Below are 21,690 nucleotides of genomic sequence, written 5' to 3'. Positions count from 1 at the left end.
AACAGTCCTCGGTTACCGAAACGTCGGTAGATGCCGCTTCACTTTGCAACGTCCGGACCTACGGTCACACCGAGTTGTCATAAGGGACACTCGGCAACGGCGTACAGATTTTCCTCGGTTTGCACGGTGACGGGCCGCCGGACGGAGTGGTAGCGCCGTCCGCGGTTACAGGGCCCACGAAAACACGGCCCGACAGCAACTGTGAGCATTCTCGGGCGGCATCTGCTGCCCTGGACGTGGAAGCCCACTACTTCCGGATCGTCTAGGGCGCCATCCGGCGGCCCACCAAGCGCTGGCAGACCACCCCCAAAGCAGGCCTACCTACGGGAAGAACGCCCACAAGTCTGCCAACTTCTTTACTAAAGAAAGCGATACAGTGGGAGACGCGGTCACGGCCAAAGCTGGTTCGCAACCCAAGTGCTACCGCCGTCGCCCGCCATCGCAAGATGTCTGCAAGGTCGGATACTTCCAGTTTGAAGCCGACGTATTTGACCAGCACGGTTTGCGGCCAGGCCGTATTTCACAGCAGAAACTCCCACGATTCTGGGCGAGTTTATGTGTATCTTGGCGTACCGAGTGACCGCGGGATCGATTGCAGTGCAACACTTTGGCGAACGGAAGCGGACTGAACCGAGCGGTATGTCAGCATCGGGCGGTTGATGGTTCGAGTCCATCCGGGGGAGCAACCACGTCCTACTTCTTGCCCTGCTGCTGTTGCCGGGCAGCTTGGGCGAGTGCTTCCACCAACGGATTCGCCGCTGACGCCAGCGCCTGCCGTTCCTCGTCGGTGAGTTGATAGAAGGTCCAGACGCCCCACGCGGCCGGCCGGATGTAGACCGTGACCTCTTGGCGGGTGTTGTTCTGCAGAACGGCGGGCACGGGCACCGCGCGGTCTAGTGTCGCGGCACTGGCCAGTTCTTCGGCGATCTTGTCGACGTCAGCCGACTCCTGCAATTGGTACAGCACAGCCTTGTTGAACGGTCCTTCCATCGCGAGGAACCAGGCCATCACATCTCCTTCGGTCGGGGTCGCGCGTCACTGTAAGTGATCGGCCCGGTCTGTTGGCAGGTATTCCGGTACGCGCGCACCAAGACGGCGCGCACCTAGGAACCGTTCAGGGTTCGCTAGGCTCGTGGCGTGCACCCTCGGCTGATCGCCACCGCCACGTTCGTCGGGCTCGTCGCGGCCGGTTGCGGCTGGAGCCCGTCTTCGGCGCCGCCGCCCAAGCCGGACACCTGCAAGCCGACCGACGGCCCCAGCGCCGACGCGGTCGCCCAGGCGATCGCCAACCTGCCCAACCCCGAAGCCGGGGCGCAGTGGACTCAGGTGAGGGACGGCCACACCGCCAACTGCCGGCTGTACTGGGTGCAGGTCGGGCAGAGGAACCCGCAGCCCAACAGCGTCGGCCAGTTGCTGTTCTTCGACCGGCAGACGCCGCTGGGCCCGGCCACTCCGCAGCCACGTCCGTACATCAACGTGGTGACCAACGCCGATGACAGCGTCGTGGTGAACTACCAATGGCAGCAGGGGCAGGACTCGCCCAAGGCGCCCACCGGCATTGCGACGGTGCGGTTCCGCATCGGTGACGACGGCAAGCTGCGGGCCGTCGACCCGCTGCCGCCCAGCCCTTAGCCGTTGACCAGCTCGGCCGGATCGAGCATTGCCGCGTAACGCAGTTGCTCCGGGATGCCGAAGCCGTCGATGAGGGTTTCGACATGCGGTCGCAAGGTCCGGCAGCGCTCGTTGATGCCCCGGGTGACGGCCTTGGCGCGTTCGGTGGACAGGTACCGGTGTTCCATGAACCACGCCTTGTCGTCCTCGATGACCGACAGCGCGTACAGATCGCAGACGTCTTCGAGCAGTTCGCGTGCGGTGTCGTCCTCGCATGCCGCGATGCCCGCGACGAACGCCTCCAGGATGATGCGATCGATGTGCGCCGACGCGGCGTGCAGCACGTGGTCCTGCACGGCGTTGAACGCGTCGAACGCGCTCATCTCCTTGGCCTTGCCCTGCAACCGCCGGGCCACCGTCGACAGCAGGTATTCCTCGCGGTCTTCGAACATCTTGACCTGGGTGCCGCGGTTGAACAGGCTGCCTTCCTCCTCATTGTCCTGGCGGCTGTCCAGCACGGTCTGGATGATGGTCTCCGCGGAGGTGCGCTTGAGCACACGCTCGCCGGCGAAGTTGGCGGCGAACCGCACCCATTCGACCGGGCTCATGCCCTTGATGTCGTCGGCGTAGGCCGTCAGGAGTTCCTTGGCCACCAGCTGGGTCAGCACGTGGTTGTCGCCCTCGAACGTGGTGAACACGTCAGTGTCGGCGCGCAGTGCGATCAGCCGATTCTCCGCGAGATAGCCTGCGCCGCCGCATGCTTCGCGCGCTTCCTGGATGGCCTTGCTGGCGTGCCAGGTGTTGGCGGCTTTGAGTCCCGCCGCGCGTGCCTCCAGTTCGCGCTGCTCCTCGGCGTCCGGGTTGTCTGAGGTCTGCAGGTCGTGGCACTTGGACACCAGCTCGTTCTGCGCGAATTGCAGTGCGTAGGACTTGGCGATCAGCGGCAGGAGCCGACGCTGGTGCACCAGATAGTCCATGATCAGCACCTCGTTGTCGCTCTTCGGTGCCTCGAATTGCCTGCGCTGCAACGCATATCGCGTGGCGATGTCGAGGGCGACGCGGGCTGCCGCTGCGGCGCTGCCGCCTACGGTGACGCGACCGCGGATCAGCGTGCCGAGCATGGTGAAGAAGCGTCGGCCCGGGTTCTCGATCGGTGAGCTGTAGGTACCGTCGGGTGCGACGTCGGCGTAGCGGTTGAGCAGGTTCTCCCGCGGCACCCGTACGTTGTCGAACACGATGCGGCCGTTGTCGACGCCGGGCAGCCCGCCTTTGTAGTGGCAGTCTGACGTCGTCACCCCCGGCATGTCGTTGCCCATGTCGTCACGGATCGGCACCACGAAGCAATGCACCCCGTGGCCTTCGCCGTCCGGGGTGATCAACTGTGCGAAAACTGCTGCGACACGGGCTGTTTCGGCCGCACCGCCGATGTAGTCCTTGCGTGCTGTCGGTGTCGGGGAGTGGATCACGAACTCTTCGGTCGCCGGATCGTAGGTCGCCGTCGTCTCCAGGGACTGCACGTCGCTGCCGTGACCGGTCTCGGTCATCGCGAAGCAGCCGAGCAGATCGAGGTCGATCAGGCGCCGCACGTAGGCCTTGTGGTGCCGCTCGGTGCCGAGGTTCTCGATGGCGCCGCCGAACAGGCCCCACTGCACGCCCGCCTTCACCATGAGCGAGAGATCGGACATCGCGAGCATTTCGATGCTGCTGATCGCGGCGCCGACGTCGCCGTTGCCGCCGTGCTCCTTGCGGAAGCCGTCTTCGGCGGCACCGGCCGCGGCCATGATCTTGAGTTGCTCGGCGACCTTGGCTCGGGCGATGACGGTGTTCGGGGTGTAATGCGGCCGGAATTTCTCGTCCGACAGATTGGCCCGCATGGCGTTCTTGGTGTCGCGCCAGCGCCCGTCCAGCGTGTTTCGCAGATGCTCGGCAGTGGAGGTCATACCCGACGGTAGCGCGTGACCCCGCGCTGGATCGTCGAGATCGACGCCAGGGTCGTTGTTTTCACACAATCACAACCCTGACGTCGATTTCGGCAACGAGAAGGCCTAGCTTTCGCTGCCCACCGTGACCGCGGTCGCCTCGTCGGTGAGCTCGTCGAGCTCGTCCTCGACGGCGTGGTCGTCGTCGATGTGGCGCAGATGCGTGCGGCTCGCGAACAACACGACCGCGCCGGCGAGCACGGCACCGGCACCGACCCAGTACGGCAGGTGCACGTTGACCTGCTCCCCGAGCAGGCCGGCCAGCCACGGCGCGACGGCAGCGCCGCTGAACCGCAGGAAGCTGTAGGCCGCCGAGGCCACGCCACGCTCGACCGGGGCGGCCTTCATGACGGTCTCGGTGATCAGCGTGTTGTTGACGCCGATGAACAAGCCGGCGATCACGACACCGGTGGCCAGCACGGGCTTGGAATCGGTCCACACCGCCATCGCGGTCAGCACCGCGGTGAAGGCGATGAGGTTGAGGATGAGCACCCGCACGGTGCCGAACCGGTGCTGCAGTCGCGGGGCGACCACCACGGACGTGAACGCCAGCGCCAGGCCCCAGCCGAAGAAGATCAGGCCGATCTGATGCGCGCTCATGTCAAGGGGAAACGGGGTGAACGCCAGCAGGGTGAAGAAGCCGAAGTTGTACAGCAGCGCGGTGATCGACACCCCGAGCAGACCGCGGTGGCGCAGGGCCCGGAAAGGGTCGGCGAGCGTGGTCGCCCGCTCGGCTCGCGGCGTGGCCGGCAGCAGGAAGGCGGTGATCACCAAAGCGAACGCCATCAAGGCCGACACTCCGAAGAACGGGCCGCGCCAGGAGATCGATCCCAGCACGCCGCCGACCAGCGGGCCGACCGCGATGCCCAGGCCGAGCGCGGCCTCGTAGAGGATGATCGCTTGTGCCACAGAGCCTTTGGCGGAGTTGACGATGGTGGCCAGTGCGGTGGCGATGAACAGGGCGTTACCCAGCCCCCACAGGGCGCGCCAGCCGACGATCTGCATGACCGTGTCGCTCATGCCTGCCAGTCCCGCGCCCGCGATGATGACCACCAGGCCCAGCAGCAGTGTCCGTTTCGGACCGATCCGGCTCGACACCACACCGGTGATCAGCATCGCCACGCCCATCACCGCCATGTAGCTGGTGAACAGCAGCGACACCTGTGACGGTGAGGCGTTGAGGTTGTCGGCGATCGGTTTGAGGATCGGGTCCACCAGTCCGATGCCCATGAAGGCAACGACGGAGGCGAATGCTACGGCCCACACGGCCTTGGGTTGGCGCCACATCGGGGCGAGAACTCCTTAGTCTGTTGTCGGTTCTGTACTAGTTGTCGTCGGCCGGGTCGCGGTCCTCGAGGATCCGCCGGATGACCTCCACGGCGGCCGCCAGGGTTTGGCGGTCTTCGGGGGCCAGGCGGTCGAGCCGCGGGTTGATCGCGGCGGCTCGGTCGATCCGGGCCTGGGTGAGGGTGCGTCGGCCCTCGTCGGTGATGCGGATGAGGACTGCGCGGGCATCGCCTGGGTCGGCGGTGCGGGACACCAGTCCGGCGTCTTCGAGGCGACGCACCTGCGTCGTCATCGTCGGCTGCGAGCAGTGGTCGAGGTAGGCGAGGTCGGAGATGCGGGCCTGGCCCTGATCCTCGATGGTGGACAGCAGCCGGGCCTGCGCCCATGGCAGCGGCAGCCGGGTACGTTGATTGGCGAGGCGATTCAGCCGCGCCACGACCGAGAGCAATTCCGCACCGAGCTCGGTCTTGTGGTGCGCCGCGGCGTCTTCCGCGATGGGGGTCGGCATACACCCATAATTACATAGAATTTCTATGTAGTCTACCGGCCCCGTCGTGTCGCCCCTCACACAACGGCCACCGAACCACCCGGATTTCAGCTGGCAGAATCGAGAAATGAGCGCTCCCGGATCGGCGACCCAGCCACGGAAGACGGGTCCGCTGACCCCCGGGGAACTCGCCCAGGCCGCCGTGATGGCGGCGCTGTGTGCCGCCACGGCCATCATCGCGGTGGTGGTGCCGTTCGCGGCGGGCCTCTCGATGCTCGGCACCGTGCCGATGGGTCTGCTGGCGTACCGCTACCGGATGCGGGTCCTGCTGGCCGCGACCGTCGCCGGGGCGACCATCGCGTTCCTGATCGCCGGGCTCGGCGGCTTCATGACCGTCGTCAACTGCGCGTACATCGGCGGACTGACGGGCATCGTGAAACGGCGTGGCCGGGGAACCCCGACTGTTCTTGCCGCGGCCGTCGTCGCCGGTGCGCTGTTCGGCATGGTGCTGGTCGGAGCCTTGACCGTGTTGTCGCGGCTGCGCATTCTCGCGTTCGAATCAATGACCGCCAACATCGACGGTCTTGCCGTGGCCATGGCCCGTGTCCCCATCCTGCGGGACTTCGCCGATCCGCTCAAGCACGGTTTCGCCACGCTGCTGGACTACTGGCCCGTGTTGATCCTCGGGTCAGGGATCTTCAGTATCTGCTTCGTCAGCCTGGTCGGCTGGTGGGCGCTGTCGCGGGTACTGACCCGGCTGGCCGGCGTCCCCGACGTCCACAAACTCGACACGCCCGCAGGCACGGGAACCGTGGCGCCGGTGCCCGCTCGCCTGGTCGACGTCCGATTCCGGTATCCGGGCGTCGACCACGACGCCCTGGGTCCGGTGTCGTTGGATCTGCAGCCGGGCGAACACGTCGCGGTCACCGGCCCCAACGGCTCGGGCAAGACCACCCTGATGCTGGTGCTGGCCGGGCGGGAACCCACCGCGGGCACCGTCGAACGCGCCGGAGCGGTGGGGCTCGGCCGCATCGGCGGGACCGCGGTGATCATGCAGCACCCCGAAAGCCAGGTGCTCGGAACCCGGGTTGCCGACGATGTGGTCTGGGGCCTGCCGCCCGGCACGACAACGGATGTCGACCGGCTCCTGACCGAGGTCGGCCTCGACGGGTTGGCCGACCGGGACACCGGTGGACTCTCCGGAGGCGAGCTGCAGCGGTTGGCCGTCGCGGGTGCGCTGGCACGTGAGCCCGCACTGCTCATCGCCGACGAGGTCACCAGCATGGTCGACCAGAACGGCCGCGACACACTGATGACCGTGCTGTCGGGTCTGACCCGGCACCACGAGATGTCACTCGTGCACATCACCCACTACGACGCCGAAGCGTCGTCGGCCGACCGCGCGATCAACCTGGGCGGCACGTCCGACAACACCGACATGGTGCAGACCGCGGCAGTGCCGTCAGGCACGGTCCCCGGCCACGAAGCCGGTGCACCCGTGTTGGAGCTGACCGCCGTGGGACACGAGTACGCCAGCGGAACCCCGTGGGCGAAAACGGCTTTGCGCGACGTCACGTTCACCGTCAACGAAGGCGACGGACTGCTTGTCCACGGTCTCAACGGATCTGGCAAGTCCACCCTGGCGTGGATCATGGCCGGGCTCACCGTGCCCACCTACGGAGCCTGCCTGCTCGACGGCGCACCGGTGTCCGGACAGGTCGGCACCGTGGCGATGTCTTTTCAGGCGGCGCGGCTGCAGTTGATGCGCAGCAGCGTCGAGCGCGAGATCGCCTCGTCCGCGGGTTTCGCGGTCGACGATCAGGCGCGCGTCACGGCGACGCTGGCCACGGTCGGCCTGGACCCGGGGCTCGCCAAGCGCCGCATCGATCAACTCTCGGGCGGCCAGATGCGGCGGGTGGTGCTCGCCGGTTTGCTCGGCCGCGCCCCGCGTGCACTCATCCTCGATGAGCCCCTGGCCGGTCTGGATGCGGCCAGTCAGCGTGGGCTGCTGCGGCTGCTGGAGGATCTGCGCCGCGACACCGGGCTGACCGTCGTGGTCATCTCGCACGACTTCTCGGGGTTGGAAGGCCTGTGCCCGCGCACGCTGCATCTGCGGGACGGGGAACTGGCCATGGCGCCCACCGCGGCAGGAGGTGCCCGATGACCGCGCCGACCCGAGGGCAACGCAGGCCCATGGTGCTGCTGCGGCCGGTGCCCGGCGACAGCGTCATCCACCAACTGTGGGCCGGCACCAAGCTTGTGGCGGTGGCCGGCATCGGCGTGCTGCTGACCTTCTATCCGGGCTGGGTGCCCATCGCCTTCGTCGGGGTGCTGGTGCTCGTGGTGGCCCGGCTGGCGCACATCCCGCGCGGCGCGGTCCCCTCGGTGCCGTTCTGGTTGTGGGTGCTGATGGCGCTGGGCGCGGCGACCGCGACGCTGGCCGGTGGCGCCCCGATCATCGATGTCGGGTCGATGCACATCGGCCTGGGCGGGTTGTTCAATTTCCTGCGCATCACCGCGCTGTCGATCGTCTTGCTCGGCCTCGGGGCTCTCGTTTCCTGGACCACCAACGTCGCCGACATCGCCCCGGCGGTCGCGACGCTCGGCCGCCCGTTGCGGTTCGTGGGCGTCCCGGTGCACGACTGGGCGGTGACAATCGCGTTGGCGCTGCGCGCTTTCCCGATGCTGATCGACGAATTCCGCACGCTGTATGCCGCACGAAGGCTGCGACCCAAGGAACGTGCGGAGTCGTTCCGGGCCCGGCGTAAGCAACGGGTGGGCGACGTCGTCGATCTGCTGGCGGCATCCGTCACCGTGGCATTGCGCCGCGCGGACGAGATGGGTGACGCGATCACCGCGCGCGGTGGTACCGGACAGATCTCGGCGCTGCCGTCGCGGCCCAAGGCGCGGGACTGGGTGGCGTTCGCGGTGCTGATCGTGGTGTGCGGCAGCGCGTTGGCGCTGGAGCTGACGGTGCTCGGCACGAGCTTGCCGCGCAGGTGATGTCAGTGGCGCCGCGTCGTCAATAGCCGGATGGCGGCGTAACCCACACCGCCGGCCAGCGCCAGCGCCGCCAGCCAGGGCAGCAGCAGGCCGAACAGCATGACCGCCCCGGAGGCGAAGCTGACCATGCCGTCCCAGCCGCGTTCGACCTGACCGAAGAACCCGTGGTACTGCTTGGTCGGGCCGCCGAAGTTCTCGGCGTAGACGTCGAGGTTGAGCGTGCTGAAGGCGATCTGCTCACCGAGCTGAGTGCGCTGTGCGCGCAGGCTGTCCAGATCGGCCTGCCGCTGGGACAGCGCGTTCTCGGCTTTGATCAACGCGTCGGGATCCTTCGCGTCGCGCATGATCCCGAGCAGCCGGTCGACCGAGGTCTGCAATGCGGAGATCCGCGCATCGAGGTCGACGCGCTGGTTGGTCACGTCGTCGGCATGGATCTCCAGGGTGTTGACGGTGCCGAGCCCTTTGACGTCGGTGATCGTCTTGTCGAGTTTGGCGGCCGGGACCCGCAGCACCAGCGCGACGTGCGCGCGCCCCGAACTGGAGCCGGCATCCTCCGAGCGGCTGTCCACGCGTCCGCCGGCATCGGTGACGATGGTCGTGGCCTTGTCGGCGGCCGCGGTGGTGTCGGCCGCGGTCAACGTCAGTGACGCCGTCTTGACGATGTCGCGGTCGGCGTCAGGGGGTTTGGGCGCGTTGTCGTTCGGACCGTTGAGCGGGGGAGACGCGGTGAACGGCGCCGCGGGCGCGGGGGCCGCGGTCGCCGCGGCGGGCGGCGATTCCGGTGCCGTCGAGCTCGGGGAATGCCCGGCTGCGCACGCCTGCGTCGTCACCGAAATCGTCACGGCCAGCAGGGCCGCCGCGGCGAGGCGACGCCGGGTACGGCTGTTGTAGACGGGCATCAGCACAATCTACCGATCCGGGGTGGCCCACAGACCTATCCTGAGCGGGGAGTTTCGGGGTCGGTAGAGAGCCAGATGACGGTAGTGACGTGTCGACGATGCGGCCGGGTGGCGCGCGATGGCGCTCGGTTCTGCGACGCGTGCGGTGCACCGCTCGCCGAGGCGGCCGGGCCGGCCGAATACAAGCAGGTGACGGTTCTGTTCGCCGATGTCGTGCACTCGATGGACATCGCGGCCGCGGTCGGTGCCGAACGCCTGCGCGAGATCATGACCGAACTGGTGCAGCGCTGTGCCGAGGTGGTCCAGCGCTACGGTGGCACGGTCGACAAGTTCACCGGCGACGGCGTCATGGCGTTGTTCGGGGCACCGATTGCCTTGGAAGATCACGCGTTTCGTGCGTGTCTCACGGCGTTGGAGATTCAGCAGGAGGTACAGCGGCTGGCCGTCGACGTCGGCCGCCGCGACGGGTTGCCGCTGCAGCTGCGCATCGGCCTGAATTCCGGTGAGGTCATCGCCGGCGACATCGGCTCTGGCCCGCTCGGCTATACCGCGGTAGGTGCCCAGGTCGGATTGGCACAGCGGATGGAGTCGGTGGCACCGGCCGGTGGGGTCATGCTCAGCGAGTCGACCGCACGTCTTGTCGAGCACACTGTCGTGCTCGACGCCCCGCAACATGTCCGGATCAAGGGGGCCAGCGAACCGGTGTGTGCTCGCAGGCTGGTCGGGATCGCTCCACACCAGCAGGCGCGCATCGGGCGCGGCGGCACGCGTCTCGTCGGCCGCAGCTGGGAACTGGCCGCCCTGGTCGGCATGCTCGACCGAACCGTCGGCGGCGCGGGATGCGTCGCCGGCGTGGTCGGGCCTCCGGGAATCGGGAAGAGCCGCTTGATCGCCGAGACCCTGGCCATCGCGGTCGGCCGTGGCATTCAGGTGTTTTCGGCGTTCTGTGAGTCGCACACCGCCGACGTTCCGCTCTCGGTGGTCTCGGAGTTGATGCGGGCGATGTTCGGCGTCGACGGGGTCGGTGACGACGCAACGGCGCGGAAGCTGTTGCGGGCCAGGCTCCCTGACATCGACGAAGACGACCGGGTGCTGCTGGAAGACGCGTTGAGCATCGGCGCCCCGGAAGTTCGCCTGCCCGATATCGGGGCCGACGCTCGGCGCAGACGCGTCGCGGCACTGGTCGACGCCGTGGTGACCGCTTGCCCGGCTCCGAGTGTGTACGTGATCGAGGATGCACATTGGATCGACCCGGTCAGCGAAGCGGTGCTCGTCGACCTGCTCGCGACGTTGACCCGGGCCCGGTCGCTGGTGCTGGTGACCTACCGCCCGGAGTACGACGGCGTGCTCGGCCGATATCCCGGCGCGCAGACCATCGCTCTGTCGCCGCTCGACGATGAACAGACGGCCGAACTGGTCAGCGGGTTGCTCGGGCGCGACGCCTCGGTCGGCGGTCTGGCCGGCCAGATCGCCCAACGTGCCGCGGGCAACCCGTTTTTCGTCCAAGAGATCGTGCGTGATCTGGCGGACCGCGGTGTTCTTGCCGGCGGGCGCGGCTGTTATCTGTGTCCGGCCGGTGCCGACGATGTTGCGGTGCCCGCGACGTTACAAGCTGCGATCGCCGCGCGGGTCGATCGGCTTGACGCCGCCGCCAAACGCACGCTGAGTGCCGCTGCGGTCGTGGGCGCACGGTTCGAGGAAACCCTGCTGGCCCAGTTCGCCGACACGACTCAGCTCAGCAGGCTGGTCACGGCCGAACTCATCGAACAGGTGGCATCAACACCCAAGGTGCAGTACGCGTTTCGGCATCCGATGATCTGGTCGGTGATGTACCGCGCCCAATTGAAATCCGAACGGGCACAGCTTCATCGTTGTGTGGCTGCGGCGATCGAGCCGCGGGACGAGAATGCCGCGTTGATCGCCGACCACCTCGAAGCCGGCGGCGAGCTACGCCAGGCCTACGACTGGCACATGCGCGCCGGAGACTGGTCCAGGTTCCGCGACGTCCGCGCGGCCCGGATGAGTTGGGAGCGGGCCGGTCAGGTCGCCGATCGGCTGCCGCTCGATGATCCGCAGCGCCCGGCCCTGCGGATCGCACCGCGAGCGTTGATCTCCGGCACCAGTTTTCGCTCCGGTGGCGCCATTTCGGATACCGGTTTCGATGAACTGAGGGCATTGGCCGAGGAGGCCGACGACAAGCGGTCGCTGGCCATCGGGATGGCCGGGCAGGTGGGCGCACTGCTCGGGCACGCGCATTTCCGGGCAGCCGACGAGTTGGCATCCGAACTCGTCGGCGTTCTCGATGCGATCGCTGACCCGGATCTCATCGTCGGGCTCATGCACACCACGCTCATCGCCAAATTCGCGATGGGAGCGATGGGTGACCTGGTGCGGCTGGCGCAACGGGTGATCGATCTGTCGGGCGGGGATCCGCGCAGGGGCAGCATCGTCACGGAGTCGCCGTTGCTGATCGCGACGATGCTGGGGGCTGTCGCACGATCCAGTTGGGGGCAGCCCGGCTGGCGCGACGAACTCGACCGGGGCCTGGCGCTACTGCGGGATATCAACCCGGCGGCTCGCGGTGTGCTGCTCGTGTACAGCGCCAACGTCGGCTGGGCCTACGGCACGTTGCGCATGGATGAGGAAATCCTGCAGGAGACTGCTGAAACCCTGCGATTCGCTGAACAACTCGGTGAGGGCTACGCGCTCGACGCGGCCCGATGCGCACGCGGGCTTGCTCTGGTCGCGGCGGACCCGGAGAGTGCCGAGGGTTTCGAACTGCTGGAGCAGACCCGGGAGGCGGTCGAGCAAGAGCGGTTCGCCATGCCTGTTCTGGCGCCCATCGACGTTGCCTTCGCTCGGCGGCTGGTCCATCAAGGAGATCGGGATGGCGCCATCGCCGCGTTGCGCGACATCGCGGCGCGCCAGATCGACGCAGGGGAGTGGTTGGGGCGTGGGGTCGCGGTGACGGCATTGGCCGAAGAACTCATCGCCCGCGGCTCGGTCGACGACCTGAGTGAGGTCGAGGCCGCGATCGACCACCTTGACGCCGAACCGGTGGAAACCGGCTTCGTGCTGTTCGACATCATGGCGCTGCGCCTGCGGACTTTGTTGGCCGGAGCGCGGGGTGACGCGGCGTATCCCGAACTGCTCGAGAAGTATCGCGATCGGGCGAAATCGCTTGGATTCGAAGGACACCTGGCTTGGGCCGAGGAGATGTCCTCTGCCCGTTAGCGTGCCGCAGCGCCGTTCGCGGCCCACTGTGCGTCGGCCAGGCTGGTCGCGACATCCGCACGGCCGAGGAACATCTCGTCGAAATACGGCCGCAGCGCCTGGTACCCGGCGGGGAACCCCGGTCCGCCCGGCGCCGGAACATGCGGTCCGCGCAACACCCGGAAGAACGGGGTCACATCCACTCCGCGCGACTTCCAGTAATCGTGGTAGACCGGCTGCGCCGCCAGCACGGCGGGCACCGCGGCACCGTGCGCCCCGAGGAACTCATTGCCTTGCTTGCTGCCCATCCATTGCAGCACCTGGCGTACCGCGTCGGGATGCTTGGTGGCCGAATTAGCGGCCGCCACAATGCCGTTGGTGACGCTGACCCGACCTTTCGGTCCCTCGGGCAGCATCACCACACCCCAGCGGAACGGGGCCTGGTTGGCGATGGCCGCCAGGTTGAAGGTGCCGGACTGGAACAACGCCATCCGGCCTTGCAGGAACGTGTTGCGGGAGAAATCGCCGTTGCCGTTGGTGACCGACGCGGGCGGCGCGACGTGGTCGGCGTTGATCAGCCGCACCAGATACGTGAACGCGTCGACGGCTTGCGGGTTGTCGAAGGCGAACCGATCGCCGACAGTGAATTGGCCGCCGGCTGAGCCGATGTAGTTCAGGTAGATGCCCTGCATGTCGTTGGCCGCGTTGTACCCCCACTGCCGGACACGGGTCGGATCGAAGCCCTCGGTGGCGGCGGTGCGGCCGTTCTCATCGATGGTGAGCCGGGCCAGCAGCGGGCGTAGCGTGTCGTCGGGTCCGTCGGACCACCGGAGGCCGAGCAGTTCGGTGAGGTCGACGCCGGCGGCGTCGAGCAGGTCGGCGTTGAAGAACACGGCTATGCCGGCGTCGGTCAGCTGCGGCACACCCCATAGCGCGTCGTGGCGGGTGAACTGGCTGACCACTGACGGCTCCCACGCGCGGGAAGCATTGGTCCCCAAGGTCTTCCCGATGTCCATCAGGCGACCACTGTCGGCGTACCCGGCGAAATAGGCATTGGACAACCAGAAGACATCGTCGGCGCTGCCGCCGGCCACGTCGGTGCGCAGCGTGTCGAAGTACGACGAGTACGCTACGGTGTTGACGCGCACCTCGATGTCGGGATGTTCCCGGCTGAACTCGGCGAACGATTCCCGGTAGGCCGCCGCGGCCTGTTGGTCCCACAGGCGCACGGTCACCACGACGTGTCCCGGCGGTTCGGTGTCGCGGCCCAAAAGGACGGCCACACCAAGGAGCACAGCCATGGTCAGCGCTAGGCCCGCGGCCGCCAGTGTCGAAAAGCGGGGCCTCATTTGATACCCGTGACCACGATCGAGCGGACGATGTTGCGCGACAGCGCGACGAACAGCACCAGCAGTGGCACGATCGCGACCGTCGTCGCCGCCATCACCAGCGTCCACTGCGCGTTGTACTGCGTCTGCAGGCCCGCGGTCGCCACCGTCAGCACCTGCCATTTGTGGCCGCTGGTGATCACCAACGGCCATAGGAAGTTGTTCCACTGGGTCACCACGGTGATCAGCCCGAGCGTCACCAGAATCGGTCGGCTGGCCGGCACCACCACATGGGTGATCACGTCCAGCGTGTTGGCTCCGTCGATGCGCGCCGCGCTGATCAAGTCACCCGGGATCGAGCGAAAGTACTCCCGCAGCAGGAAGATTGCGTACGGAGAGCCGAACATGAAGGGCAGCACCAAGGCCCAGAACGTGTTGCGCAGCCCGGCTTCGGCCATCATCAGATACAGCGGCACCACCGTCACCGTCGCCGGCACCATCAGCGTGGCGATGTACACCCAGAACAGCGCGTCGCGGCCCGGAAACTCCAGCCGCGCAAAGGCGTACGCGGCCAGCACGGAGAACACCAGCTGCCCGATCAGGATCACGGCGGTCATCAGCGCGGTCACCACGACGGCCCGGCCGAAGCCCGCGTCGGCGAGCCCGAGGTAGTTCTCCCATGTCGGCGGGTTCGGCAGTGACAACGGCGAATCGGTGTTGAACTGCTGTGCTGAGGTGAACGACGTCAGCAGCCCCAAACTGAACGGCAGCAGCGTGATGACCGCACCGAGCACGAGGCCGGCGTAGATCGCGACGTTACGTGAGGTCATAGCTGATCCGGCGACGGAAGTAGAGATGCTGAACGACCGTGATGCCGACCAGCAGGATGAACAAGACGAGCGCCATCACCGACGCGCGGCCCACGGCGGCCGCGCCGAAAGCCTCGGCGTAGATGCGGTGCGCGACCAGGTCGGTGCGTCCCTGTGGTCCGCCTGCGGTCAGCGCATAGACGGTGTCGAATACCTGGGCGGCGCTGACGATTCCGGTGACGAGGACGAAGAACATGGTGGGCCGCAGCATCGGCAGCGTGATGTGGCGGAACCGTTGCCAGGCGTTCGCGCCGTCGGTGCGGGCGGCGTTGTGCACGTCCTCGGGAATGTTGAGGATCCCGGCGAGGAAGAACAGCGTGACGTAGCCGACGTTGGTCCAGATCACCACCGCCGACACCAGCGGCAGCGCCAGGCCGGGATCGGTGAGCCAGTCGATCTGGTGGCCGAGCACGGTGCTCACGGCCCCGTCGGTCGGAGCCAGGATCCAGCGCCACAACACCGCGATGGCCAGCGGCGCGCAGATCCACGGCAGCACATACACGGTGCGGAAGAAGCCACTGCCGGGCAGGCCGCGGGCCAGCAGTGTCGCCGCGAACAGACCCAGCGCGGTTTGGGCCGGCACCACCAACAGCACGAACAACAGGGTGACCAGCAATGAAGTGGCGAACGACGAATCGGTGAGTACCGCAGTCCAATTGTCGAACCCGACGTACGTAATCGGCCCCAGCAGATCCCACCGGTGCAGGCTCAGCCACGCCACCACCAGCATGGGTAACAGGAGGAAGGTGACGACGCCGAAGAGGCTGGGCGCGACGAGTGCGTAGCCCAGTGCGGTGTCCCGGACACGCGAGGTGGCCATTGGGTCATTAAAGCGGGTTGCCGTCTGCGGGTGTCAGGGTGGGTCGGTCCATGTGGGCCGGTGAGCGATCATCTTGTGACTCGTGTTTGGTCCCAAGTGGTCGCGGCAGGTGGATTGGCCCGTAGGTGGGGCTTGTCGACTTTGCCCGTCGGTGTCTTGGGAAGATCGTCGACGAAGCAGATGTATCGGGGACTTGGTGCCGCCCCTGCATGTATCCATACGCCTTCGGTGAGTTCGCTCGGCACGCCGACGACCGCGCATTCCACGATGTCCGGGTGCCGCTCAAGTCCTTCTTCGACCTCGAGCGCGCTGATGTTTCGCCGCGTCTGCGAATACTGTCGGTACTTGAGCGGCTATGCGTACACCGGCGGCCGAGGTGCCGGACCACGCGTGGCCGAGAATCTTGAGAGCGGTGGTTGCGCCATCCGGGGTCTGGTGTCAGATCCCGCGGCGCCGTTCGGTGGTGTCAATCAATCCGGTTTGGGTCGTGAAGGCAGGCACCACGGCGTGTTGGAGTTCACATGAGCCAAGTACGTCGCCGTCGACTGGTAGAACGCTCGACTGCTTGTCGAATCGAATCGGAGGCGCGCACTCTTCGGGTTCTTGGAGAGACTCCTCATAACGAGACATCCGGTTGCCCCCGAAATATGTTTGGGGACAACCGGATGCGCGTCTACGCCGCCTAAGCGTCGACGCATCCTCAGTGTAGTGACGTGGTGCCCCAGACGCTTTCAGGATCCAATGTTGGACTTGCGGAAAACGCCGGAAGTTCTCGTCTAGCGAGGCTGCTCATTGCTGCGTCACCGGCGAGTGAGGACTCCCGGCAGCTGTTGTCGTTAGAGGGCTCTTCGGTCCACACGATGCCGTTCTGGGATGAGATCGTGGCGGAGCGCGCCCGCGGATACCCGTCGGTACAGTGGCGCGCTGAGCACATCGATGCGTTAGCCGCGAAGGTCGTACTCGACCCCGCGTCGTTCGACGTGATCGTTGCTTCGAATCTGTTCGGTGACATCCTTTCCGACCTGGCAGCCGCCGTCGCTGGGTCGATCGGCATGGCTCCTTCGGCGAACCTCAACCCCACCGGTGAGTTGCCGTCCATGTTCGAACCGGTCCATGGATCGGCGCCCGACATCGCCTGCGATGGGATCGCGAATCCGATCGGCGCGATCTGGTCGGCGGCGATGATGCTGGAACACCTCGGCGGCCACCCAGAAGCCACTGCCGAAGTACTCACCGCAATCCGGCAATGCCTGAAGAGCAAGCAGACCCTGACCCGCGATCTCGGCGGTACCGCTTCGACCGCCGAACTGACCAAGTCGGTCATCGAACAGATTAGGGCGTAAAGTTCTCCAGGGTTTTCACGACGATTGGTGCTCGGATAGTCGGTCCTGTGGTGTGGTTGCCGGGCCATTCAGGTGCGGATCGAACTTCGCGCGGGCACGCACTGATGCGTGGGCGGCGCGCACGATCATCTCAGCGTCGGAGTCGTGCCCTTTGGGAATTTGAATCGCGGCGCTGTCAGGGGCGTCGCGGTGGGCCATCAACCAGTCGTAGAGCAGCCAGTCCAGGGCACAGGCGAGCGTGAAAGCGTCGGTGTCCTCGCTGTACTCCGCATCGACACAGGCTTGGAGCGCTTCGCGGTGTTCGCGCCGGGCAGCGTCCTTGTTTACCCCCGAACTGTCGAACAACATGGTCGACAACGTCAGCGGGTACTTTCGTCCAGATTCAGCTTTGAGTATCCACCGGCCGCCCTTCCATGGTTTATCAGGATCGACCAGAACCATCTGCCCGTATCCGCTCAGGACGCCGACGGGAGGTTCGTCGAGTTCGCCGTCGAGTGGCGCAGGGCCGAGGAGGTCGACAGCAAATCGCGCCCGGATCGCGAACAGTGCTGCAGTGCCGATGATCTGGCCTGCGCGCACGTCGGACACCATTCCGATTGTCTGGGCGGCAAGAGCGTAGTCCCGCACCAACATATCGAGACAGCGATGTAGAACAATCAAGTCGTCACGTTCGGCGGAGTTAGGGCGGGTGCCGCCGCCGAGGAGATCGCCGAATTGCGCGCCGGCGATGACCAACGCATCATCTAATGCCTCCAAATGCGTTCGCACCAGCCGGTCAGGTTCATCATCGCCGCTCACCAGGTCGGGCAGGGTCGTGGCGACTCCTTCCGGGGTGGTCCAGTAGAAGCCGATTTGACCTTCGGCCTGGATGATTCGAGGTCTCATGGCGTCTGCGCACGAAGTCGGCGATTGGTGGCCCGCAACTGTTGATCCGTGCTGTCTTTCAGCCTGGCGACCTGCCTGGGGGTAAGGCGATCGCACACCCGGCCCCAGTGCACCGCGACCAGATCACCGGCGGCAACGGTGAGGTCCCGGGTTGCGTCGGTGCTCGTGTCGACTCGTCGCGTCACCGGGGGACACAGTGACAGGGTCGAGCCGTGCCACGACAACGATTGCATAGAGACGGCCGCGGTCACCCTGTCGGTAGAGAGCACCGTTCCCCACGAGATCCGGCAATTGTCGAGAACAGCAAGGGGGTATTCGTCGGCGCCTCTGCCGAGGAGCCGCGACCACGGGTACACGCCGAAGACGTGGAAGCAGTGATTCGGTGCGGCCTCGGCAGCCAATTCAGCATCGAGATGCGCCCAATAGTGGCCGGCCTGAGGCGAGATGGTATCGAGGAGTTGGGAGGTGAATGCGCGTGGGTCCAACTCAGCGCCGAGCCCTCCGCCGAGCCAATAGGATTCGACGAGACGAAGGTCGAGTGGATCTGGAGTTGCAGTCATCCTCGACATCACCTCCAGATACGGCCAGGCGCCGGTGAACTGCTTGGCAGCCTTCTCGATCTGGCCGCGGCATGCTCCTGCGAGGTCGAATGTTGGAGGCCCACAGTATCCGAGCTGGTTGGGTGCGTGAGCGTACCGCGCGAACATCTGGGCTCCGCAGGTGCCGGTGACGTCGGCCGCTGTCATGCCGGTGCGCCCTGCCCGATCATCGTCGCCGCATCGCGGTGTAACCGGCCAAAGTTGTAGTACGCCGCACAAGCACCCTCCGGCGAGACCATGCACGTGCCGATCGGTGTCTCCGGGGTGCAAGCAGTGCCGAAAACCTTGCATTCCCACGGCTTGAGCACACCCTTGAGAACCTCGCCGCACTGACATGCCTTCGGATCGGCCACCCGGATACCCGGCATCGCGAAACGCTGCTCGGCGTCATAGTCGGCAAACTCGTCGCGAAGCCGCAACGCGCTCTGCGAGATGAACCCCAGGCCCCGCCACTCAAAGTGTGGGCGCAGTGCGAACACCTCGGCCATCAGCGCCAGGGCCGCCGGGTTGCCTTCTTCATGAACGACCCGCGAATACTGGTTCTCCACCTCGCATCGGCCTTCGCGAATCTGCCGGAGCAGCATGGCGATCGAGGCGAGGATGTCCAATGGCTCAAAGCCGGCTACGACCAAGGGCTTTCCATAAGTAGCGGGTACGAACCGATAAGGACGGTTGCCGACGACCGTGGAGACATGACCGGGTCCGAGGAACCCGGACAACCGAAGATCGGGCGACTCCAGAATCGCCTTGATCGGCGGCACGATCGTGACGTGGTTGCAGAAGACGGTGAAGTTCTTGACGCCGAGCTCACGGGCGCGCACGAGTGTGACAGCTGTCGAGGGCGCGGTGGTCTCGAAACCGATGGCAAAGAACACGATCTGCTTGTCCGGATTGTCGACCGCGATCTTAAGTGCGTCCAGTGGAGAGTAGACGAATCGGACGTCGGCACCATGGGCTTTTGCGTCCAGCAGGCTGCCGTCGGATCCCGGTACCCGCATCATGTCACCGAAGCAGGTGAAGATGACACCGTCCTGGCGGGCCAACCAGATTGCGTCGTCGACGCGGCCCATCGGGATCACGCAGACCGGACAGCCAGGACCATGTACGAGCTCGACGTTTTCGGGTAGGAGATGTTCGATTCCGTGTCGATAGATCGTATGGGTGTGCCCGCCGCATACCTCCATGAATTTGAACCGCTCGCCTGGTGTGCCCGCTTGCACGAGACCGGTGATGGCAGACAACAACTTTCGGGCCGCCGCAGGATCACGGAACTCATCCACAAATCGCATCGCTGCTTCTCCCTTCAGACGATCGACGAGTTGTCGAACGCCTGTAGTTCGTCGGAGTAGGCTTCTCCCAGCCGCTTGACTGCCGCCAGGGTCAGAAGTGCTTCGGTTTCGTCAATCTTGGCCATGGCAAAGCCCACGTGCACCAGAACCCAATCATCGGGCTGAGGCATGTCCTTCTGCAGGAGCCGGACACTGATGATTCGGCGGACGCCGCTGACATCGACCTTGGCAAGGCAGTTGGCGGCGTCGGTGATCTCGATGATCCGGCCGGGTATTCCGAGGCACATGCGGGTGTCCTTCTTCAGCAGATACGGGGGAGGGGGTCGCCGACGAGCATGTCCACGATGCGGGTGCCGCCGAACCCTGTGCGCACCACGACGGTGGCAGCCGGCTCCTCGGTGATGTGTCCGATGTCCTCGGCGTTCTTACCGCCAGGATGCGAGCGAAGGGCGGTGAGTGCGTCATCTGTTTCCGCTGGATCGACGACGGCGATGAATTTGCCCTCGTTTGCGACGTAAAGCGGGTCGATTCCCAGCATTTCGCATGCGCCCGCCACGTCGGGCCGGACGGGTAGACGGCTCTCTTCCAGAACTACAGCGAGCCCGCAGGCCTGCGCAAGCTCGTTGCATACGGTGCCCACACCGCCTCGGGTGGGATCCCGCAGCCACCTGGTCGAGGGAGCAGCCTGTAACAGCCGCTCCACCAATCCGGTGACTGCGGCGGTGTCAGAACGGATATCAGCCTCGATGGCGAGGTCGCCGCGGGCCAGCATCACCGCCATACCGTGGTCGCCGATCGTCCCGGAGACCAGAACTTTGTCTCCGGGCCTTACGTTCTGCGGCGACAGCACTCGATCTGCCGGTATCAGTCCGGCGCCGGCGGTAGTGATGAACATGCCGTCGGCCGCGCCCTTGGGAACGACTTTTGTGTCCCCGGTGACGATCTGAACGGCGGCATCCTCTGCGGCGGCGGCCATATCGGCGACGATGGCGCGCAACTGCTCAATCGGAAATCCCTCTTCGATCACGAAAGCCGCAGTGAGCCATGATGGCACCGCACCTGCCATTGCGAGGTCGTTCAAGGTGCCATGGACGGCGAGGTGGCCGATCGAGCCACCCGGGAAGTGCAGTGGCTGCACGACAAACGAATCGGTAGACATGGCAATCTTCTGGCCACCCGGCAAGGCGATGACAGCACCGTCGCCAAGCGCATCAAGATGCGGGTTGCGAAACGCGTTGATGAAGACAGCGTCGACGAGTGCCGCGGACGCTTTGCCGCCTGCGCCGTGGGCTAGCGTCACGACGGTGTCACGTAGCCGTGGCCTGCGCTGGCGGAACGATTCGATGCGTTCGATGACCTCACCCTCGCGAAACGATGGTCCGGAGGCGAGATATTCGGTCACGTGGTCTGTCATTGTGCTGCCTTCTCTGCTTGCACCGCTGCCCACAGCTCGTAACCCAAGAGAGCTTGGGATTCCTGTATCCGGTGCACACTTTGCGACCGGACGACCAGACATACATCGACATCCGGGTTGCCAGCGAACGCTCCTCCGTCGTAGCCCGTAAACCCGATCGTGTACACGCCGTGAGCGTGTGCTTCCCGCAGAGCGATGAGCAGGTCAGTCGAGTTGCCGCTGGTGGACATCGCGACAGCGATATCACCGGCGCGGGCCCGGGCAATGAGCTGCCTGGCGAAAATTAGGTCGAATCCGACGTCGTTGCCCAACGCCGTCAGGACCGCCTGATCGGCCGTCAGTGACCACGCCGGTAACGCCTCTGCTGTCGGTGGATTCGCGAACAGTGCTGCCAGAGTGGCTGCATCGGTGGAACTTCCACCGTTCCCGAAAGTGAAGAGTCGACCGCCTGCGGTGAATCGGCGCGCGAGTTCGCGGCCTGCCGCCCTGATGAGAGGTGCACAGGACTCCAGCGTTGTTCGGCGTAGCACTGCGCTCTCAACGGCTTTCGCGAGCGCGGAGTCGGTCAGACCGGCTATGAGCGCACCGGCGTCGTGCTCGTTTCCGTCGATGAACGGATATAGAAAATTGGTGGCTTCGTCGAGGCGGTGTTGATCGTGCATAC

At 65.9% G+C, this 21,690-nt stretch carries 21 protein-coding genes; 6 read left to right on the top strand and 15 right to left on the bottom strand.

The window, feature by feature from the left end:
• Nucleotides 1-693: 693 nt before the first annotated feature.
• The gene (locus RMCB_RS24115; RefSeq protein ID WP_029373115.1) at nt 694-1,008 is read right to left on the bottom strand and encodes a hypothetical protein; all 315 of its coding nucleotides are present in this window, start codon (nt 1,006-1,008) and stop codon (nt 694-696) included.
• Nucleotides 1,009-1,137: 129 nt separating this feature from the next.
• Here RMCB_RS24115 and RMCB_RS24110 point away from each other — a divergent pair, with 129 nt between their 5' ends.
• On the top strand, nt 1,138-1,632 hold the full coding sequence (locus RMCB_RS24110) for an LppP/LprE family lipoprotein (protein WP_062830791.1): 495 nt from the start codon (nt 1,138-1,140) through the stop codon (nt 1,630-1,632).
• Here RMCB_RS24110 and RMCB_RS24105 read toward each other — a convergent pair.
• The 3 genes from RMCB_RS24105 to RMCB_RS24095 all read right to left on the bottom strand — a co-directional run bounded on the left by RMCB_RS24105 (nt 1,629) and on the right by RMCB_RS24095 (nt 5,385).
• On the bottom strand, nt 1,629-3,551 hold the full coding sequence (locus tag RMCB_RS24105; RefSeq protein ID WP_062830790.1) for an acyl-CoA dehydrogenase family protein: 1,923 nt from the start codon (nt 3,549-3,551) through the stop codon (nt 1,629-1,631). The two genes, RMCB_RS24110 and RMCB_RS24105, sit on opposite strands and share 4 nt — an antisense overlap.
• A gap of 105 nt (nt 3,552-3,656) precedes the next feature.
• Nucleotides 3,657-4,877 (bottom strand): MFS transporter, encoded by a 1,221-nt coding sequence (locus tag RMCB_RS24100; protein WP_062830789.1) that lies wholly within the window; start codon nt 4,875-4,877, stop codon nt 3,657-3,659.
• 37 nt (nt 4,878-4,914) lie between these two features.
• On the bottom strand, nt 4,915-5,385 hold the full coding sequence (locus tag RMCB_RS24095) for a MarR family winged helix-turn-helix transcriptional regulator (protein ID WP_029373111.1): 471 nt from the start codon (nt 5,383-5,385) through the stop codon (nt 4,915-4,917).
• A 106-nt stretch (nt 5,386-5,491) separates the two neighbouring features.
• Between RMCB_RS24095 and RMCB_RS24090 the strand changes: the two genes are divergently transcribed.
• Both RMCB_RS24090 and RMCB_RS24085 read left to right on the top strand, forming a co-directional pair.
• A complete protein-coding gene (locus tag RMCB_RS24090) occupies nt 5,492-7,528 on the top strand; it encodes an ABC transporter ATP-binding protein (RefSeq protein ID WP_062830788.1) in 2,037 nt (678 codons plus the stop codon).
• Nucleotides 7,525-8,367: an energy-coupling factor transporter transmembrane component T family protein gene (locus RMCB_RS24085; RefSeq protein ID WP_062830787.1), complete on the top strand. Its 843-nt coding sequence runs from the start codon at nt 7,525-7,527 to the stop codon at nt 8,365-8,367. Before RMCB_RS24090 ends, RMCB_RS24085 begins: the two co-directional genes overlap by 4 nt.
• A gap of 2 nt (nt 8,368-8,369) precedes the next feature.
• Here RMCB_RS24085 and RMCB_RS24080 read toward each other — a convergent pair whose 3' ends face one another.
• Nucleotides 8,370-9,197: a DUF4349 domain-containing protein gene (locus RMCB_RS24080; protein WP_062830803.1), complete on the bottom strand. Its 828-nt coding sequence runs from the start codon at nt 9,195-9,197 to the stop codon at nt 8,370-8,372.
• Between the two features lie 177 nt (nt 9,198-9,374).
• Here RMCB_RS24080 and RMCB_RS24075 point away from each other — a divergent pair, with 177 nt between their 5' ends.
• Nucleotides 9,375-12,500, top strand: a complete 3,126-nt coding sequence (locus RMCB_RS24075) for an ATP-binding protein (RefSeq protein ID WP_308213614.1) — start codon at nt 9,375-9,377, stop codon at nt 12,498-12,500.
• On the opposite strand, the gene RMCB_RS24070 is transcribed toward RMCB_RS24075, so the two are convergent.
• The 4 genes from RMCB_RS24070 to RMCB_RS36650 form a co-directional block, all read right to left on the bottom strand.
• On the bottom strand, nt 12,497-13,828 hold the full coding sequence (locus RMCB_RS24070) for an ABC transporter substrate-binding protein (RefSeq protein WP_062830785.1): 1,332 nt from the start codon (nt 13,826-13,828) through the stop codon (nt 12,497-12,499). The genes RMCB_RS24075 and RMCB_RS24070 overlap by 4 nt on opposite strands.
• Nucleotides 13,825-14,637, bottom strand: a complete 813-nt coding sequence (locus tag RMCB_RS24065; RefSeq protein ID WP_062830784.1) for a carbohydrate ABC transporter permease — start codon at nt 14,635-14,637, stop codon at nt 13,825-13,827. The genes RMCB_RS24070 and RMCB_RS24065 overlap by 4 nt, the downstream gene beginning before the upstream one ends.
• On the bottom strand, nt 14,624-15,496 hold the full coding sequence (locus RMCB_RS24060) for a carbohydrate ABC transporter permease (protein WP_062830783.1): 873 nt from the start codon (nt 15,494-15,496) through the stop codon (nt 14,624-14,626). Before RMCB_RS24060 ends, RMCB_RS24065 begins: the two co-directional genes overlap by 14 nt.
• A gap of 68 nt (nt 15,497-15,564) precedes the next feature.
• A complete protein-coding gene (locus RMCB_RS36650; protein WP_072278534.1) occupies nt 15,565-15,762 on the bottom strand; it encodes a hypothetical protein in 198 nt (65 codons plus the stop codon).
• On the opposite strand from RMCB_RS36650, the gene RMCB_RS36920 reads away from it, so the two are divergent.
• The gene (locus tag RMCB_RS36920) at nt 15,677-16,021 is read left to right on the top strand and encodes an aldehyde dehydrogenase family protein (RefSeq protein WP_322788709.1); all 345 of its coding nucleotides are present in this window, start codon (nt 15,677-15,679) and stop codon (nt 16,019-16,021) included. The genes RMCB_RS36650 and RMCB_RS36920 overlap by 86 nt on opposite strands.
• Nucleotides 16,022-16,209: 188 nt before the next feature.
• Nucleotides 16,210-16,839: an isocitrate/isopropylmalate family dehydrogenase gene (locus RMCB_RS24045; RefSeq protein ID WP_084388596.1), complete on the top strand. Its 630-nt coding sequence runs from the start codon at nt 16,210-16,212 to the stop codon at nt 16,837-16,839.
• A 15-nt stretch (nt 16,840-16,854) separates the two neighbouring features.
• Here the strand turns inward: RMCB_RS24045 and RMCB_RS24040 are convergent, their stop codons facing one another.
• Genes RMCB_RS24040 through RMCB_RS24015 form a run of 6 tightly spaced genes read right to left on the bottom strand, consistent with a single transcriptional unit; the run spans nt 16,855 to nt 21,688 of the window.
• Nucleotides 16,855-17,724, bottom strand: coding sequence for a hypothetical protein (locus RMCB_RS24040; protein WP_062830781.1), 870 nt, complete (start codon nt 17,722-17,724; stop codon nt 16,855-16,857).
• On the bottom strand, nt 17,721-18,470 hold the full coding sequence (locus tag RMCB_RS24035) for a DUF6390 family protein (RefSeq protein WP_062830780.1): 750 nt from the start codon (nt 18,468-18,470) through the stop codon (nt 17,721-17,723). The genes RMCB_RS24040 and RMCB_RS24035 overlap by 4 nt, the downstream gene beginning before the upstream one ends.
• Nucleotides 18,467-19,612, bottom strand: a complete 1,146-nt coding sequence (hypD, locus tag RMCB_RS24030; RefSeq protein WP_062830779.1) for a hydrogenase formation protein HypD — start codon at nt 19,610-19,612, stop codon at nt 18,467-18,469. Before hypD ends, RMCB_RS24035 begins: the two co-directional genes overlap by 4 nt.
• A gap of 14 nt (nt 19,613-19,626) precedes the next feature.
• Nucleotides 19,627-19,899, bottom strand: coding sequence for a HypC/HybG/HupF family hydrogenase formation chaperone (locus RMCB_RS24025; RefSeq protein ID WP_062830778.1), 273 nt, complete (start codon nt 19,897-19,899; stop codon nt 19,627-19,629).
• A gap of 14 nt (nt 19,900-19,913) precedes the next feature.
• Entirely contained in the window at nt 19,914-21,026 is a 1,113-nt protein-coding gene (hypE, locus tag RMCB_RS24020) for a hydrogenase expression/formation protein HypE (protein ID WP_062830777.1), read from the bottom strand.
• Nucleotides 21,023-21,688 (bottom strand): D-sedoheptulose-7-phosphate isomerase, encoded by a 666-nt coding sequence (locus RMCB_RS24015; RefSeq protein WP_062830776.1) that lies wholly within the window; start codon nt 21,686-21,688, stop codon nt 21,023-21,025. Before RMCB_RS24015 ends, hypE begins: the two co-directional genes overlap by 4 nt.
• Between the last annotated feature and the right edge of the window lie 2 nt (nt 21,689-21,690).

Source organism: Mycolicibacterium brisbanense (assembly GCF_001570425.1).
GTDB classification, from domain to species: Bacteria; Actinomycetota; Actinomycetes; order Mycobacteriales; family Mycobacteriaceae; genus Mycobacterium; species Mycobacterium brisbanense.
The sequence above is the reverse complement of the archived record's forward strand: the minus strand, read 5'-3'. Positions and strand labels throughout refer to the sequence as shown.

Coding starts and splice junctions, on each gene's coding strand:
- RMCB_RS24100 (WP_062830789.1), bottom strand. CDS start 4,877: ATGTGGCGCCAACCCAAGGCCGTGTGGGCCGTAGCATTCGCCTCCGTC.
- RMCB_RS24065 (WP_062830784.1), bottom strand. CDS start 14,637: ATGACCTCACGTAACGTCGCGATCTACGCCGGCCTCGTGCTCGGTGCG.
- hypD (WP_062830779.1), bottom strand. CDS start 19,612: ATGCGATTTGTGGATGAGTTCCGTGATCCTGCGGCGGCCCGAAAGTTG.
- hypE (WP_062830777.1), bottom strand. CDS start 21,026: ATGACAGACCACGTGACCGAATATCTCGCCTCCGGACCATCGTTTCGC.
- RMCB_RS24090 (WP_062830788.1), top strand. CDS start 5,492: ATGAGCGCTCCCGGATCGGCGACCCAGCCACGGAAGACGGGTCCGCTG.
- RMCB_RS24035 (WP_062830780.1), bottom strand. CDS start 18,470: ATGACAGCGGCCGACGTCACCGGCACCTGCGGAGCCCAGATGTTCGCG.
- RMCB_RS24115 (WP_029373115.1), bottom strand. CDS start 1,008: ATGGCCTGGTTCCTCGCGATGGAAGGACCGTTCAACAAGGCTGTGCTG.
- RMCB_RS24060 (WP_062830783.1), bottom strand. CDS start 15,496: ATGGCCACCTCGCGTGTCCGGGACACCGCACTGGGCTACGCACTCGTC.
- RMCB_RS24095 (WP_029373111.1), bottom strand. CDS start 5,385: ATGCCGACCCCCATCGCGGAAGACGCCGCGGCGCACCACAAGACCGAG.
- RMCB_RS24105 (WP_062830790.1), bottom strand. CDS start 3,551: ATGACCTCCACTGCCGAGCATCTGCGAAACACGCTGGACGGGCGCTGG.
- RMCB_RS24025 (WP_062830778.1), bottom strand. CDS start 19,899: ATGTGCCTCGGAATACCCGGCCGGATCATCGAGATCACCGACGCCGCC.
- RMCB_RS24070 (WP_062830785.1), bottom strand. CDS start 13,828: ATGAGGCCCCGCTTTTCGACACTGGCGGCCGCGGGCCTAGCGCTGACC.
- RMCB_RS36920 (WP_322788709.1), top strand. CDS start 15,677: ATGTATCGGGGACTTGGTGCCGCCCCTGCATGTATCCATACGCCTTCG.
- RMCB_RS24015 (WP_062830776.1), bottom strand. CDS start 21,688: ATGCACGATCAACACCGCCTCGACGAAGCCACCAATTTTCTATATCCG.
- RMCB_RS24085 (WP_062830787.1), top strand. CDS start 7,525: ATGACCGCGCCGACCCGAGGGCAACGCAGGCCCATGGTGCTGCTGCGG.
- RMCB_RS24040 (WP_062830781.1), bottom strand. CDS start 17,724: ATGAGACCTCGAATCATCCAGGCCGAAGGTCAAATCGGCTTCTACTGG.